The sequence below is a fragment of the Spirulina major PCC 6313 genome, assembly GCF_001890765.1.
Taxonomy (GTDB): domain Bacteria; phylum Cyanobacteriota; class Cyanobacteriia; order Cyanobacteriales; family Spirulinaceae; genus Spirulina; species Spirulina major.
Window position 1 is genome coordinate 4,053,852 of the sequence record NZ_KV878783.1, and the last position, 15,391, is coordinate 4,069,242.

Annotated in this window: 12 protein-coding genes; 6 read left to right on the forward strand and 6 right to left on the reverse strand. The window is 52.6% G+C overall.

Features of this window, described 5'->3' with window-relative positions:
- Positions 1 to 247: 247 nt before the first annotated feature.
- On the forward strand, positions 248 to 1,096 hold the full coding sequence (gene fghA, locus SPI6313_RS17955) for an S-formylglutathione hydrolase (RefSeq protein ID WP_072622226.1): 849 nt from the start codon (positions 248 to 250) through the stop codon (positions 1,094 to 1,096).
- 2 nt (positions 1,097 to 1,098) lie between these two features.
- On the opposite strand, the gene SPI6313_RS17960 is transcribed toward fghA, so the two are convergent.
- Complete coding sequence (locus tag SPI6313_RS17960; protein ID WP_072622227.1) at positions 1,099 to 1,827, reverse strand: cytochrome c biogenesis protein CcdA; 729 nt, start codon at positions 1,825 to 1,827, stop codon at positions 1,099 to 1,101.
- A 286-nt stretch (positions 1,828 to 2,113) separates the two neighbouring features.
- Here SPI6313_RS17960 and SPI6313_RS17965 point away from each other — a divergent pair, with 286 nt between their 5' ends.
- The gene (locus tag SPI6313_RS17965) at positions 2,114 to 2,554 is read left to right on the forward strand and encodes an FHA domain-containing protein (RefSeq protein ID WP_072622228.1); all 441 of its coding nucleotides are present in this window, start codon (positions 2,114 to 2,116) and stop codon (positions 2,552 to 2,554) included.
- Positions 2,555 to 2,864: 310 nt separating this feature from the next.
- A complete protein-coding gene (locus SPI6313_RS17970) occupies positions 2,865 to 4,664 on the forward strand; it encodes an ABC transporter ATP-binding protein (RefSeq protein WP_072622229.1) in 1,800 nt (599 codons plus the stop codon).
- On the opposite strand, the gene SPI6313_RS17975 is transcribed toward SPI6313_RS17970, so the two are convergent.
- Complete coding sequence (locus SPI6313_RS17975; protein WP_072622230.1) at positions 4,661 to 6,130, reverse strand: sulfotransferase family protein; 1,470 nt, start codon at positions 6,128 to 6,130, stop codon at positions 4,661 to 4,663. The two genes, SPI6313_RS17970 and SPI6313_RS17975, sit on opposite strands and share 4 nt — an antisense overlap.
- A 20-nt stretch (positions 6,131 to 6,150) precedes the next feature.
- Positions 6,151 to 6,996 carry a sulfotransferase gene (locus SPI6313_RS17980; RefSeq protein WP_072622231.1) on the reverse strand — a complete coding sequence of 282 codons (846 nt, stop codon included), beginning with the start codon at positions 6,994 to 6,996 and terminating at the stop codon, positions 6,151 to 6,153.
- Between the two features lie 493 nt (positions 6,997 to 7,489).
- Between SPI6313_RS17980 and pyk the strand changes: the two genes are divergently transcribed.
- The 3 genes from pyk (at position 7,490) to SPI6313_RS17995 (ending at position 12,289) form a co-directional block, all read left to right on the forward strand.
- Entirely contained in the window at positions 7,490 to 9,322 is a 1,833-nt protein-coding gene (gene pyk, locus SPI6313_RS17985; RefSeq protein ID WP_072623215.1) for a pyruvate kinase, read from the forward strand.
- Positions 9,323 to 9,418: 96 nt separating this feature from the next.
- Positions 9,419 to 10,405 (forward strand): NAD-dependent epimerase, encoded by a 987-nt coding sequence (locus SPI6313_RS17990; protein ID WP_072622232.1) that lies wholly within the window; start codon positions 9,419 to 9,421, stop codon positions 10,403 to 10,405.
- Between the two features lie 84 nt (positions 10,406 to 10,489).
- Positions 10,490 to 12,289, forward strand: coding sequence for an SLC13 family permease (locus SPI6313_RS17995; protein ID WP_425443130.1), 1,800 nt, complete (start codon positions 10,490 to 10,492; stop codon positions 12,287 to 12,289).
- 206 nt (positions 12,290 to 12,495) lie between these two features.
- Here SPI6313_RS17995 and psb34 read toward each other — a convergent pair whose 3' ends face one another.
- The 3 genes from psb34 to SPI6313_RS18005 form a co-directional block, all read right to left on the reverse strand.
- The gene (gene psb34 / locus SPI6313_RS23080; protein WP_139276692.1) at positions 12,496 to 12,666 is read right to left on the reverse strand and encodes a photosystem II assembly protein Psb34; all 171 of its coding nucleotides are present in this window, start codon (positions 12,664 to 12,666) and stop codon (positions 12,496 to 12,498) included.
- Positions 12,667 to 12,792: 126 nt separating this feature from the next.
- A complete protein-coding gene (locus SPI6313_RS22500; protein WP_084669099.1) occupies positions 12,793 to 13,392 on the reverse strand; it encodes a hypothetical protein in 600 nt (199 codons plus the stop codon).
- A 46-nt stretch (positions 13,393 to 13,438) separates the two neighbouring features.
- Positions 13,439 to 15,190 (reverse strand): ShlB/FhaC/HecB family hemolysin secretion/activation protein, encoded by a 1,752-nt coding sequence (locus tag SPI6313_RS18005; protein ID WP_072622234.1) that lies wholly within the window; start codon positions 15,188 to 15,190, stop codon positions 13,439 to 13,441.
- Between the last annotated feature and the right edge of the window lie 201 nt (positions 15,191 to 15,391).

Genomic DNA, 15,391 nt, shown 5'->3' on the forward strand with positions numbered 1-15,391 from the left:
GGGGGGGGATTTCGGTTTTGTGGTGACCCGATGCTTTTGTGCTCTTTGGCACGGATGTGTAGTGGCGGCCCATCATCTTAGCCTCTAGCGGATTTTGTTCTAGGATGCCATGGTGAGGTGTTGTGTGGCGATTAGCTAAAGGTCTAATTTTGAGGCGCGATCGCACCCCAAGCAGCCCAAACACCCCCGGCAAAATAACGATAAATTGTGGTGAACGAACCCGTTTGTATTCCTTGATCTGAAAACCATGTCCAACTTAACTGTGACCAGTCAAACCCGCTGTTTTGGTGGCTTGCTGGCGTTTTATCGCCACGATTCAGAGGTGTGCCGATCGCCGATGCAGTTTTCGGTGTATCTGCCGCCTCAGGCTCAGGAGGGGCGAGTCCCGGTGATCTATTGGCTGTCGGGGTTGACCTGTACGGAGGAGAATTTTATGGCGAAGGCGGGGGCGCAACGTCTCGCGGCGGCGTGGGGGGTGATGGTGGTGGCTCCGGATACGAGTCCGAGGGGGTTGGGGTTGCCGGGGGAGGAGGAGAGTTGGGATTTTGGGACGGGGGCGGGGTTTTATGTGGATGCGATCGCGTCCCCCTGGCATGACCATTACCGGATGTTTAGCTACGTCACCGAGGAATTACCCGCCCTGATTGCGGCCGAATTTCCCGCTGATCCGACCCGACAAAGCATCATGGGGCATTCCATGGGGGGACATGGGGCGTTGATCTGTGCGTTGCGGTATCCCGATCGCTACCGTTCGGTGTCGGCCTTTGCGCCGATCGCGGCCCCGATGCAATGCCCCTGGGGAGAGAAAGCGTTTACGGGATATTTAGGGAGCGATCGCACCCTCTGGGCAACCTACGATGGAACGGAATTGGTGAAAACCACGGTCTGGGATCAGCCTATTCTCATTGATCAAGGCGAGGCCGATCCTTTTCTGAGCCAAGGTCAATTAAACCCTGACCAATTCGCCGCCGCCTGTGCCACGCGGGGCCTGGACCTCACCCTCCGTTACCAGCCCGGTTATGACCACAGCTACTATTTCATTACCTCCTTCATGGCGGATCATTTCGCGCACCATGCCGCTGCTCTGGGATTGTAGGCTCAGGCCAAGCGGGAGAGGAGGGAGAACACGCCAAATCCGATTAAAATCACGCCGCTCGTCGGGTTAATCCACCCTGACCAACGCCGCACGGTGAGGAGTTTTTTTAGGGTGGCGGTGAAGGTTCCGGCGAGGACGAGGGGGAGAACATAGCCGATCGCATAACTGAGCAACAGGACACCGCCGAGGGCGAGATCCTGGGTGCTGCCCACCCAGGCGAGGAGGGTGGCGAGGACAGGGGTGCTACAGGGGGAGGCGACAAGGCCGAAGGTGAGGCCGAGGAGGTAGGAGCGGACACCCGTGGGCAGGTTTTCGGCAATCCAGTCACCGCCGCCCCAACTGGGCCAGCGGAGCGGGATGATTTCCAACAGATTGAGACCCATGAGGATCGCGATCGCACTAACAAAAATCGGCAGGCCGATCCCCACCTGACCATAGACGCGCCCCAACGTCGCCGCCCCGATGCCCAACCCGGCCAGGGTCGTCGCTAATCCGAGGGCAAACCACACCGACTGCACCAACGCCATCAGTCGCCCTTGGGATTCGTAGCCGCCGATATAGGCCACCGTGATCGGCAGCATCGACAGCATACAGGGGGTGAGACTGGTCAGCAGACCCGCGCCAAAAATCAGCGTCACGCTGACAAGGCTGAGGTGGGTGAGTTGTTCGCTAACCAGGTGGTTTGCAAACTGTGACGCGGTGTAGAGGGTGGTTTGGATCTGTTCCAACATGGGGGGGAGTTGACTCCATCAGGGCATTTACAAAGTTTAACAAAGATGCGATCGCCCCATCCCAACGGTTATGCTGTGATTTTCCCCCATCCATCCCCAGAATGACCCTTCATTTCTCCCGTATCCTGACAGTTCAAACGGGCAGACACATAAAACATCCTTGAAACTGTCATCACAGCGTGAACAGGGAATTTCAAGACCCATCACGATAGTGTTACTCTAAAAATCGAGGTGCATCTCTAAACCTCTCAATAATAAATTTTTATTATGAAGCAGGGCTTTGCTAGTGATTGCCATTACATTACTTCATCCGAGTCAATCCACTCCAGTTCAAAGTTGGATCTTTGAGCGTGAATCTGTTGTCACAGTGGGACGCGGAAGTCAAAATGATATCGTACTTTACAGTGCTGTCGTATCCCGTCGTCATGCCGTTTTAGAATGCAAAGACGATCAATGGACGCTATCTAATCATGGTACGAATGGGATTATGGTCAACGGCCATTTGCTTGCAACAACGGTCAATATTACGGATGGGATGGTGATTCGGTTTGGAGAGTCCGGCCCGAAATTACGCATTCAGTTAGGGGCTGTGAAATCCGAGATGTTAGGCAAAGTGATTAAACGGCGATCGCTCACCCCCAAAGCCGTTAAACATCTCGACATTGATACCAACATTAAAAACAAACTCAAAACCCCCAAACAAGATAAATCCACATTCCTAGAATGATCCAGCGTCGCCATCAATGCCCTGGACTTTTTCCTTTTTGAAATAATATAGCGGTTGCCATCAACACGAGGGACAAAGATTCTCAATCCCCCTTAAAAAGGAGATGGCGCTCTCATCTTTGCGCAATTCGCTATCTTGCAGCTTGTTCACCCATCAACGGTGAGGGCTATCCACTGTTGTCGCCCATCAATAGTGAGGACTGTCCCCCTGGGCCAAGCCACCGGGCGAGGAGTGATCCCCAGTAAGGCTTGAGCCTGTTCGCTTCACGTTTACCACTGCTATAGTAGCGATTATTCATTCTGGCTCCAGAATGTCCCTACGTTTCTTTGCCGTCTTAGCCAATACCCCGCAACTCCTGAAATTAGTGTGGTCAGCCAGTCCGAAATGGCTGCTCATTTCGCTCCTGACGACCCTCAGCACGTCTGTTTTACCCGCTGTCCAACTCTATATCGGTAAACTCACCCTCGATCAGATTATTGCCGTCATCGGACAACCCCCCGCCCTCTGGACTCCTGTTTTTACCCTGATTCTCGCGGCCTTGGGGGTGATGGTGTTCAACGACATTTTGAGTGAGCTTTCCACCTATACATCGTTGGTTTTGAGCGATCGCTTCACCCTCTACGCCAGTAACATCCTGCTCCGCCAAGCCGTCAAGCTTGATCTCGCCCACTACGAACTCCCCGAATTCTACGACCTCCTCAGTCGCGCCCAACAAAGCGGTAGCACCTACCCCGTGCGCGCCCTCACCCTCTTCACCAGTTTCCTCGGCCAAGGCATTAAACTTCTCACCCTCGTGGGACTCATGATTCAGTTTAGTCCCCTCGCCACCCTCCTCCTGATTGCCACCTCCATCCCCGCCTTTGCCATTAGTGTGCAGTTTTCCGGCAAACGCTTTAAGGTATTACGCCGCCAAACCCAAAGCGGACGATTCGCCGATTATCTCCAACGCATTCTTACCCATCAAGACTTTGTCAAAGAAATTCGTCTGTTTAATTTAAGTGAACATTTATTAGCACAATGGCACACAATCCGGCATCAATTTAACCACGAAGCTGAACAACTTGCCCGCCAACAAACCCGCGCCCGCACCTTCTCTAACCTCCTCTCAAAACTGGGATTTTATGCCACCTATACCTGGATTGTGATTCAAACCCTCCGCGCTCAAATCACCATTGGCTCCTTAGGGATGTATAGCGGTGCATTTCGCCAATCCCAAAGCGCTATGCAGGGTCTCCTTGAAGATCTCGCTAGGCTTTATGAGGTAAACCTATATGTGAGTCAATTTTTTGATTTTTTAAACTTGCAACCCCATGTCAAAAATGCCGCCCAGCCTCGCCCTTTTCCCAACCCATTACAGCAGGGTCTTACCCTTGAAAATGTCAGTTTTACCTATCCCGGTGCAGACCGGCCCACTCTTGACAATTTAAACCTATCGGTGCGGCCAGGGGAAAGTATTGCGATCGTGGGGGTTAATGGTGCGGGAAAAACCACATTATTGAAACTTTTAACTCGTTTTTATGATGTGAGTTCCGGTGAAATTAGCATTGATCAGATTCCGATTACTCAGCTTGATTTAGTGGAGTTGCGGCGTAATGTGGGAGTAATTTTTCAGGATTTTGCCCGGTATAACTTCAGTGTTTTTGATAATATCGGGTTTGGGAATATTCAAGACCATCAAAATCTTGCCTCTATTCAAAAAGCAGGACGAGATGCGGGGGCAGATCCGATGATTACCACCCTAGATCAAGGCTATCAAACGATGCTGGGTAAGATTTTTCCGGGGGGGCGAGAATTATCTGGAGGGCAATGGCAAAAAATCGGCCTGGCGCGGGCGTTTATGACCCCAGCTCAAATTTTGATTTTGGATGAACCGACGGCGGCGTTGGATGCGATCGCAGAATACGACCTCTTCCAACGCTTTCGCAAACTTGCCGCCGGTAAAATCACCTTTCTCGTCAGTCATCGCTTTTCAACGGTGCGCATGGCCGATCGCATCATTGTTTTGGAACATGGCACGATCCAAGAAATGGGGAGTCATGCCGAACTCATGGCCCGCGATGGTGTTTATGCGCGGATGTTCACCCTCCAATCCTCCAGCTACGATGCCTAGGACAGGACTGGATTCTCCATTAAACGGGCCTCATCATTGAGCAAGGATTTTAACATCGTTTGCTTTTTGATAAAGGGGAAGGGCTGCTCAATCATAGGACAGCCGAGGAACGGACAAAGCTGCTGCCAGCCTTCCCCTGCGCCAATATTGAGCACTAAGAGTGATTCAGGGCGATCGCGGAAATAGTCGAGGGTATTGCGATAGTGCAAATCGTAGACATAGGCCATGCGATCGCGATTAAACTCATAACACCCATACACCGTACTCCGCAGAAAACGCCGAATCCGCATATGAATTTCTTGCTCTGGCACATCACTTAAGTCAAACGCCGGCCGGTTGGCATAATGACGCTCCATTGCATCAAGCCATTGCTCGCGATCGCGGATCGTTAAAATAAATTTACTCCCCGGAAACAACTGATCCAACTGTGGATAAAACGCCGACACCGTAATATCCGTAATGCCATCAAACTGTTGAAGCAAGGAAAACTGATAATGTCCTTCTGCAAGTTCCCGAAATGTTGTTTCATCTTCGGGGTAATGAATCATTTTAAACCCCAAAACATGCAACGCGCTGGTGAGGCTTTTGGTTCCCGTCCGGCTGAGGCCAATGCCAAACACTTTAAAACTCGATTGGGCCTCAGCCGGCATTTGCAGCGAACCCCCTCCTAAATTTACCAACTGCCACGGCCACACCTGCCGTGTCTGCTGATCAATCATTGCATAGGTTAACTCCGGCTGTTCCGGCAATTCCAGGGTTGCGATCGCCGCCTCAGCGATCTCCGGTAATCGCTGAATATAGGCATCTATTTCAGCCGGTGTTGCCTCTAACGCCACATCCTGTTGAGTGTTTTGAATCGCCAGTTTAGCGATCTTAAAATCCAGATCATCAGGATAGTTATCCCAATATTTTAATGCCGCCTCCAATTCACTCCGGTTCACCGCCGTTCGACTCCGCAATTCACGCAGCGCCAGCTTGGCATAGACATGATGATAGGCCTGAAAATAGTCATGAAGAATTCGGAAACTCTTAAAATGTTTCTTGAATTTGAGGTTAGACAATGCAAAGCTACGCAAGCGCGATTCTGGCCGTAGAACATATTTTTCATCATTTTCTGGCGGCTCAATTTTTTGCATCTCGCGCACGACATCAATCCGCGTAATATGCACTCCCTGATGAATATGCCCTCGGAACTTATCGAGCACATAACAATCCACATAGGGAAATGAATTACGCTGCAAAAATTTGGACAAGTCTTCCAAAATCAAGCAATCGGCATCCATAAATACCACAAAATCGCAATCATAGTCAATTTGCAACATTTTTTGAACGGCGGCCGAAAAGGGACGCACATTTTCAATCAAGTGAACGCGATTCGGCTTGATTTGTTGAATCGCTAAATCAAGGGCTATGGCGCTGGTACGTTCGTCAATAGTCCGAAAGACAAGATCAATACGTTTCGTCATGGTTGTTAGGTTGCCTTAAGTTAGGAGGGATGCCATTCAAAGGATTGATTCACCTCACTCGCTAAGCGAGCGAAGATTTGGTGCTGCTCTGGAGACAGTTCCTGTTGCCAGCGTAAATCAAGAATAATATCTGATTGATGTTCCTGATAATATTGACGGTTACTGGGTGTCATGGTTTGCAAAAGCTGCGATTGATGACGAGCCGCCAAGAATTGTGTACCGTTGTTGCCGCCGAGAATGTGATAGGTTTGTCGCGAAAAATCTCGCATTTGGGGTTCATGGGGAATTGTCAAAAAATCACATAAACCCTTGAGAATGCTGGTGGTATTGCTGGCAAGCTCTTCATAGTGAATGATGATTTTTGGCCCTGCAAATTCCTCAAATAATGCTTGAGCTTTTTTGATTTTTTCTATCCAGTTTTCGATGATTGTTTCGATGGAAAGGTCGGGATATTTGCGACGATAAGAGTTGACAACACCTCGACCATCACGTTTCAAGAAAATCAGATGGGGCTTGGCTTCAGTCTTCACCAGTTTTTTGTATTGTTGGTGAATCCAGTCAGCACCGGAGGTGGAATCAATCATTAAGGGTGCTGTGATGCCAAGGGTCGTGCTGATATGTTGTGAGAGTTGTTCATAGAGATCGCAATCTGAGGTGAGTGACACAGTACCCCAGACTGGACAATGAATGCCACAAAATTTGCAGGAGCGTTTTTGTAATGGGGCTTTTTCTTTCGTCAGAAAACGACTTTTTTCGCCTTCTCCACAGTAAAAGCTTTGGGAATGATTCCCCAGAAGAAGTCCCAATAATGTTGAGCCGGAATGACCTGTTCCTGTGATGAAACACACTTTTTTATTGATTCTCATTGGGAATGTCAATCGTTAAGGGTGTAAGGGGATAGCTTGCATAATTTCTCAGGGTTGTGAAGATGGAAAGCTTAATCATACTCAGAAATTAGGGTTTTTCATCCTATGGATAGCAATATTCAATGTGCTTTTTGGCGGTTGTGTTGCCTGGGCGTGGTGCGATCGCATCCCCTCCCTCACCCTCTGGCTTAGAGGCATGCTTGCCCTGGGCAACCTGGACTGATGTTAATTGGGATTAATAAGGGCAAAAAAGAGCCTAAAAAATCCCGCCAAGCCAACGCTTAATAAGAGCAGGTTATCTAACTTAATGCCAATCCAGAGATTGATTCCGTTGAACCGCTACCCCATGACAGGACGGGGTAGCGGTTTTCAGAGGGGGCAAAGTTTCCGGCTGGATTCGCTTAACGACTGCAATTCATGAGACGATAGCGGATTATGGTGGGATCAATCGAACTCCCATCCCGCTGATTCCCTTATTGCTACATTTTGAATGATGGACTTGCCCGTTGACGCTATCAGCAGTGGCGTAAGCCGCTCGCAACCCCCCGCCCGCCGCACTAAAATCGTGGCAACCGTTGGCCCCGCTACGCTTCAACCCCAGGTGTTGCGAGAGTTGATTGAAGCCGGAGCAACCACCCTACGCCTCAATTTTTCCCACGGAACCCATGCGGATCACCATCGGGCGATTCGGTTGATTCGTCAGACGGCCTTTGAATTGGATCAGCCGGTGGGGATTTTGCAAGATCTACAGGGGCCAAAAATTCGACTCGGTAAATTTGAAGCCGGGCCAGTGCAGGTGAATAAGGGCGATCGCTTCATCCTCACCAGTCACCCCGTCCCCTGCACCCATGAAATGTCCTACGTCAGTTACAAACGCCTCACCGACGAAGTGCCAGCCGGGGCGATGATCTTACTTGACGATGGCAAGGTGGAAATGGTCGTCGATGCCGTCGATCGCGATAACAAGCAGCTTCATTGTCAAGTGGTGGTCGGCGGCAAACTGTCCGACAACAAAGGGGTCAACTTTCCCAACGTCTCCCTCACCGTCAGCGCCCTCACCGACAAAGACCGCAAAGACTTGATGTTTGGTCTCGATCAAGGCGTGGACTGGGTCGCCCTCAGCTTTGTGCAACGGCCCCAAGACATCCTCGAAATCAAAGAACTGATCGCCAGCACCGGGAAATCCGTCCCCGTGATCGCCAAAATCGAAAAACACGAAGCGATCGAACAGATGGACACGATCCTCACCCTCTGTGATGGGGTGATGGTGGCACGGGGCGACCTGGGGGTCGAACTCCCCGCCGAACAAGTCCCCCTCCATCAAAAACGCCTGATCGCCACCGCCAACCGCCTCGGCATCCCCGTGATCACCGCCACCCAGATGCTCGACAGTATGGTGAACAGCCCCCGCGCCACCCGTGCGGAAGTCTCTGATGTGGCCAATGCCATCCTCGACGGCACCGACGCGATCATGCTCTCCAATGAAACCGCTGTGGGGAACTACCCCATTGAAGCCGTGGCCACGATGGCCCGGATCGCCTCCTGTGTCGAACAACAGGCCCCCGCCCACCGCCATTTCCAAACCACGAAACGCTCGATCCCCAACGCCATTTCCGGCGCAGTGAGCCATATCGCCCAACAACTCGATGCAGCGGCGATTATGACCCTCACCAAAACCGGAGCGACGGCCCGCAATGTTTCTAAATTCCGACCCTTAACGCCGATTTTGGCGGTTACGCCCCATGTGGATGTGGCGCGACAGTTGCAACTGGTGTGGGGGGTGCGGCCGCTGTTGATTCTCGATCTACCTTCGACGAGCCAGACGTTTCAGGCGGCGATGAATGTGGCCCAGGAAAAACAATTGCTCCATGATGGGGATTTGGTGATCTTGACGGCGGGAACGCTGCAAGGGGTGGCCGGTTCAACGGACTTGATTAAAGTTGAGGTGGTGACGGCGGTGCTCGGTGAAGGGGTTGGTATTGGGGAAGGGGCGATCACGGGTCGCGCTCGGGTTGTGAATAATCCGAAGGAGATTGGTGATTTTAGTCCGGGGGAAATTTTGGTGGCTCCGGCGACGAATGTGGACTATGTGGAGGTGATTCGCAAGGCTGGGGGGATTATTACGGAGGAGTCGAGTTTGACGAGCCACGCGGCGGTGATTGGGCTGCGGTTGGGGATTCCGGTGATTGTGGGTCTGAAGAAGGCGACGGAGTTGATCGGGGATGGGGCGATTTTGACCCTGGATTCGCAACGGGGCAAGGTGTATTTTGGGACGCGCCCGAAGGTGTCGGATTCTCATTCTGGGGTGGCGATGCCCACGTTTTAGGGGGATTGGCCCTCACCCCAAACCCCTCTCCCGCTGGGCGAGGGGCTTCAGGATGTACTCTATTGCAGCAAGCTGGCGTTGGAGAGTTAAGAGGTCATGACAAGGATTTTAGTCACGGGGGCGGCGGGGTTTATTGGGTTTCATCTCTGTCAACGGTTGTTGCAGAATGGGACGGTGACGGTGGTGGGGTTGGATAATCTCAATGCTTACTATGATGTGGGGTTGAAACGGGCGCGACTGGAGCAGTTGCAGGGTTATGAGGCGTTTGAGTTTGTGCGGGCGGATTTGAGCGATCGCACCGCGATCGAAACCCTGTTTCAAACCCATCGGTTTCAAACCGTCGTCCACCTCGCCGCCCAAGCCGGGGTGCGCTATTCCCTGGAAAATCCCCACGCCTATGTTGAAAGTAACCTGGTTGGCTTCCTCCACATCCTCGAAGGCTGTCGGCAGCAACAGGTGGAGCATCTCGTCTTTGCGTCGTCGAGTTCGGTCTATGGCAACAGCCCGAAAATCCCCTTTGCCATCGACGACAACGTAGACTATCCCGTCAGTCTCTACGCAGCGACGAAAAAATCCAATGAGTTAATGGCCCATTGCTATAGCCATCTCTATCAGATTCCGATCACGGGATTGCGATTTTTTACGGTCTATGGGCCCTGGGGACGGCCTGATATGGCCTATTGGAAATTTACCGAAGCGATTTTGCGCGATCGCCCCATCGAAGTCTACAACCACGGCAAAATGCAGCGAGATTTCACCTATGTAGACGATGTGATCGAAGGCATCATCCGCGTCATGGCCAAAATTCCCGACCCCAACGGCCCCAACCACGCCCGCTACAAACTCTATAATATCGGCAACCACAGCCCCATCGAACTGATGACCCTGATCGAAACCCTGGAAACCTGCTTAGGTCGTGAAGCCGTGAAAACCATGCTCCCGATGCAACCGGGTGATGTACCTCGCACCTATGCCGATGTGGACGATCTGATTCAGGATGTGGGCTTTCGTCCGAGCACCCCGATTCAGGTGGGCTTACAGCGATTTGTAGACTGGTATCAGGCCTATCATTCTCTGCCGTGATCTGAATCCTATTCCCGCCCCTTGGCGACGAGATCCGGCGGAGTTTTTGCGTTGCGATCGCCCACCCCTATCCTCACTATGCCCATCATCTCGCCCATCTTCCTAACCCTCGCCGTTCTCGTCATTGCGCTCATCCTCTTCATCACCGAGCTACTCCCCGTTGATCTCGTCGCCTTGATGATCATGGTTGCCCTCATGGTGCTCGGTCTCGTCACCCCCGAACAGGGCATTTCCGGCTTTGGCAACACCGCCACCCTCACCGTGATGGCCATGTTCATCATCAGTGCTGGCATCTCCAAAACCGGGGTGATCCTGATCGTCAAGCAACTACTGATCCGTCTAGGCGGCGAAACCCTGAATCGGCAAATTTTTGTGATGGGGATTCTGGTCGCCCCCATCAGTGCCTTTATCACCAATACTGCGATCGTCGCCGTCATGCTCCCCGTCGTCGAAGACTGGTGCAAACAACAAAAAATCTCCACCTCCAAACTCCTCATTCCCCTCTCCTACCTCACCATCCTCGGTGGCACGATCGCCTTGATCGGAACCTCCACCAACATCCTCGCTAGCGGTCTCTCCGAACAACTCGGCTTTGAACCCTTCAGCCTCTTTGAGTTCACCAAACTCGGCCTCTGTGTCTTCGTGATCGGCCTAACCTACCTTGTCCTCGCTGGCCCCCGTCTCCTCCCCGAACGCAAATCCGCCCTAGGTGACATCATTGCCCAAGACTATAACCTCAAAGACTACGTCACCGAAGTCATCGTGACGGCGCGATCGTCCCTCGTCGGCAAAACCCTCCAAACCAGCCAAATTCAACGCACCTTTGATATCGATGTCCTCGAAATCATTCGCCATAGCACCCGGTTTCCTCCCCCCATCGCCGACAAAATCATCAACGTCGGCGATATCCTCGTCGTCCGCAGTTCCCGCGAAGAACTCCTCAAAATCCGCGAACAGCAAGGCCTCAACATCGTACCGGATGTGCAATTTAAAGACGAAGTCCAACCCGTCCTCGAATCCGGCGAAGAAAAAATGGCCGAAGTCCTCATCCTCTCCAACTCTCGCCTCGTGGGAACCACCCTCCGCGACATTCGCTTTCGCCAACGCTACAACCTCACCGTCCTCGCCATTCGACGGGGTTCAGAACTCGTGCGGGGTCGCCTCGGCCGCATTGCCCTGCGTTTCGGGGATGTCCTCCTTGTGCAGGGGTCAAAACAAAGCTTCATCGGGTTGCAAACCACCCGCGAACTCCTCGTCCTCGAACAGCGAGATGTGGAAATGCTCCGCCAAGACAAGGCCATTATTGCCGTGGCGATTGGTTTAGGCGTAGTCCTCAGTGCCGCGTTTAATCTATTCCCGATTTTAGTCAGCGCTTTACTTGGGGTCGTGCTGATGGTGTTAACTGGTTGCCTAAAACCTGGGGAAATCTATGGCGCGGTACGGTGGGATATTATCTTTTTACTCGCCGGATTAATTCCCCTCGGAATCGCCATGGAAGCCTCCGGCACAACCCAATGGATCGCCACCCATCTCCTCGCCATTTCGCAAAACTTTTCGAGCTATGGCATTCTCGTGCTGTTCTATTTAGCCACAGCATTGCTCACCGAAATTCTCTCGAACAATGCTGCCGTGCTCCTGATGTTGCCCATTGCCGTTGAGGTGTCCCAAACCCTATCCCTCAACCCCTATGCCTTTATGTTTGCGGTCATGTTCGCCGCCTCCAATAGTTACATGACCCCCATCGGCTACCAAACCAATACGATGGTCTATGGGCCGGGGGGCTATCGGTTTATGGACTTTGTTAAAATTGGTGCGCCGCTGACCTTAATTAATACGATCGCCACCCCTGCGTTGATTGTGTTCTTTTACGGCTTATCGGGCTAGAACACCCATGCAGTAAGAGCGAGGGTCTCAATCTAGATCGGTGGGTTACGGCGGATTGCTAGATTGCAGTTGTGGCGAGGGTTTAAACCGCCTAAACCACCCTACGATTTTAGAGATCCAGGCATGGTCAAACGAATCCCGACAGGGGCAGAGATGAGCTTATCCTGTCGGGATGTTTGGAATGGGTTCAATGGAATGATGCAGGACTAAGAGACGGAAAAGGCGAGGAAGACTACACCGCTGACCACCACCAGCGCGAGAACACCACCGATCGCATAGTTCCGCTTTTCGTTGGAGGAGGGAGGGTTAGCGACGTACATGTCCGGCTCAACTGCAAAGTTATTGATCCGTCCGCCTTCTTCTTTGGTATAGGGCATTTTTAGTTCCTAATGTCTTAAATCACATTTGGGTTGAGTGCGATCGTAGATCAGACTCAATCGGTATGCTGTTAATTATGTCATGTTTCGTAACATTTTGTTGCAATTGGGGGCGAATTGCTGTTCTCAGGTCATTTTCCACACTTCCCACGCCGCCTCTCGTCCAATTTTCCCCTGTCGCTTGAAGCGAAATACCCCATATTCACAAATATCCCCACTGGGCACAATCCCGGTCAGGGTGCGCACTTGGGAGGTGGATAGCAACCATTGATAATGACAGGCTTCTTCGAGTTCGCGCCACACTTGGAGGGGAGATATGGCGGGGGAGAGGGGCGATCGCGCTGCGATCGCATCGGAGAGATTCACCAGCAACGCCGCCAAGGCCGGATCAGAAGGGGAGGGTATCGGGTCTTCTGCTGCGGTTTCGTCCTCCTCGTCAAACCCATCCGGGTCAAGTTCTCCATCGGCAACCGCCGACACATCGATCACCCCTTGGGATTGGGGCGTGCTCACGGTCATCACCCGCGACAGGGGCGTGTAGGCGGCGAGTTTTCCCCCTTTGGCTAACCATTCGTGCAGGTCGTCCAAGGCTTGCACAATCACAGGACTGGCGTATTCTTCCCCGTCTACATCACGGGAGAGGTTGACCTCCAAGGCTTGGAGACGGGCATTGAGTTGTCGCCGCGTTCTGAGTTGATAGCGTTCGAGTAACCCTGGAATTTTCATGCATTTTGAATAGCGTCGTCCATCAGTATCCTAGATCCAAACCTCCTCAAAACAGCCGATAGTTGACGCTGAAATGAATCCCCTGTTCTTGCAGACTGTTTTGGTCAATGTTGGGATTGATTAAGGGAATGCCCCAATCGAGCCGGGCGGAGAAGCGATCGCCAATACTGAGCAGGGAACCCAGGCCAAACGAGGCCAGAGTGCTGGGATTATCGGCAGTGAACTCGGAACTATTCCAGACAAAGCCATAGTCCACAAAGGGGGTCACTTGCAGCAGTGTTGCCCATTGGGGAATGCGCAGGATCGGGAGGCGGAGTTCAGCGGAGGCAAAAAAACCATTATCCGCCGTGCGAAAGTCTTGGCGGTAGCCGCGCACGGTACTCGCCCCCCCGATCGCAAATTGTTCGGCGGCGAGGAGACCTTGATCGGCGAGTTGGAGATCGGTGCGCAGCAGGGCGATGGTTTGGGGGGCAAGGAGGCGGAGGTATTGGGATTGCAGCCGCCAACTGGCGAAGGTGCTGTCGGGGATCGGGTCGGGGTTGATCGTGCTGTTGAGGGCATCGAGGCCGAGGCTGAATTGCGATCGCAGGGCGAAGACATCCCGACCGCTACGGTGGCTATACTCCTGGACAAAACGCAGGGCGGTGATGGTCGTGCGTCCGTTTTCATCGGCCCCAAAGGAAAGGGGAAACGGGCCGATGTCATCAAAACCGAGAAAGGTTTGACTGGCTTGATAACTGAGGGAGAGGCTGAGGGCGAAGTCTGTGCTGTCGGTTTGGATCAGGGGTTGGCGATAGGTGAATTGGTAATTGTGCGATCGCGACGAAATATCGAGGACATTAAACGGGGCTTCAATAATCGCGTTTTCGCTCCTGCCGTAACTTAGACCCAGCGTGCCATTGCGGGCATTGATCGGCACAGTGTAGCTGAGATTATTAAGGCTATTACTCCCCTCGGTATTGACCCAGCCGACGGTGAGGCGATCGCCCCGCCCGGTGAGATTACCGTGGCTGAAGTTTACCTGACGGCGATCGCTACCTACACTGGGCGATCGCTGATTATCAACACTGAAATCAATATCAAAGGCATCCCGCTCCACGACCCGCAAATCCAGGATATTCATCCCCGGCTGGGTTCCTGCCGAAAGTTCAGCGGCAATGGATTCGATCAGCGGATCACGCTTGAGCCGTTGTAGGGCGTTGAGTAAATCCCCTTGCTTGAGGGGCGATCGCACCGCCTCCGCCACCCGTTGTCGAATATAGCTACGATCCAACCGCCGCACCCCCGTCACATTGATCGCCTCAATGCCCCCTTCAAAAATCTGCACTCGTAACGCCCCATCCGCCACAGACTGCGGCGGCACAAACGCCCCAGAGGTAATGTAGCCCTGGTCTTGGTAATGCTGAGTGATCGCTTGGCCAGCGGCTTGGATCTCGGCGAGGGTGAGCGATCGCCCCAGATATGTCGCCACCACAGCCGTTAATTCCGCCGCCGAAAAGGCCGTATTCCCAGCAAATTCAAAGCGGTTGATCGTCAAACGCGGCGCATCGGGGCGGGCGGGAAACATTGCCGGAGGAGGGGCGATCGGCACATCTAACGGAATGTCTTCCGGAGTCGAGGGGGGCAGCAGTTCCTCTAGGGGTGGTAAGCGATCGGAGGCGGGCGGCAGCGAGTTCGGGATATTGGGCGGCACGGGTTGCGCGATCGCCCCCTGTGAGCACCCCCACCACAAAACGCCGATTATCCATTGCCATGGTTGAGCATCTACTCGGCTGGGTTTGGGGTTTGCCTGTTGCATGCCGTTATCTTTACTGTTGATCCAGGGCTGGGCTGTTAGACAATCACACAATCTTTGCGCTTAAAAAAGCGGGGAGACTCTGATTCGGACTAAGTCGTATTTTGATTGATTTTCAGTCACTCAAAAACATCAGATAGTATGATTTTGTGGAACGTTAATTATCCATCAAATGATTTTAGCAAGCTTCTCTCCTTTTTCTCT

Excerpts from the sequence above, each read along its gene's own strand:
- fghA (WP_072622226.1), top strand. The coding sequence starts at position 248 with ATGTCCAACTTAACTGTGACCAGTCAAACCCGCTGTTTTGGTGGCTTG.
- SPI6313_RS17960 (WP_072622227.1), bottom strand. The coding sequence starts at position 1,827 with ATGTTGGAACAGATCCAAACCACCCTCTACACCGCGTCACAGTTTGCA.
- SPI6313_RS17970 (WP_072622229.1), top strand. The coding sequence starts at position 2,865 with ATGTCCCTACGTTTCTTTGCCGTCTTAGCCAATACCCCGCAACTCCTG.
- SPI6313_RS17975 (WP_072622230.1), bottom strand. The coding sequence starts at position 6,130 with ATGACGAAACGTATTGATCTTGTCTTTCGGACTATTGACGAACGTACC.
- SPI6313_RS17980 (WP_072622231.1), bottom strand. The coding sequence starts at position 6,996 with ATGAGAATCAATAAAAAAGTGTGTTTCATCACAGGAACAGGTCATTCC.
- pyk (WP_072623215.1), top strand. The coding sequence starts at position 7,490 with ATGGACTTGCCCGTTGACGCTATCAGCAGTGGCGTAAGCCGCTCGCAA.
- SPI6313_RS17990 (WP_072622232.1), top strand. The coding sequence starts at position 9,419 with ATGACAAGGATTTTAGTCACGGGGGCGGCGGGGTTTATTGGGTTTCAT.
- psb34 (WP_139276692.1), bottom strand. The coding sequence starts at position 12,666 with ATGCCCTATACCAAAGAAGAAGGCGGACGGATCAATAACTTTGCAGTT.
- SPI6313_RS22500 (WP_084669099.1), bottom strand. The coding sequence starts at position 13,392 with ATGAAAATTCCAGGGTTACTCGAACGCTATCAACTCAGAACGCGGCGA.
- SPI6313_RS18005 (WP_072622234.1), bottom strand. The coding sequence starts at position 15,190 with ATGCAACAGGCAAACCCCAAACCCAGCCGAGTAGATGCTCAACCATGG.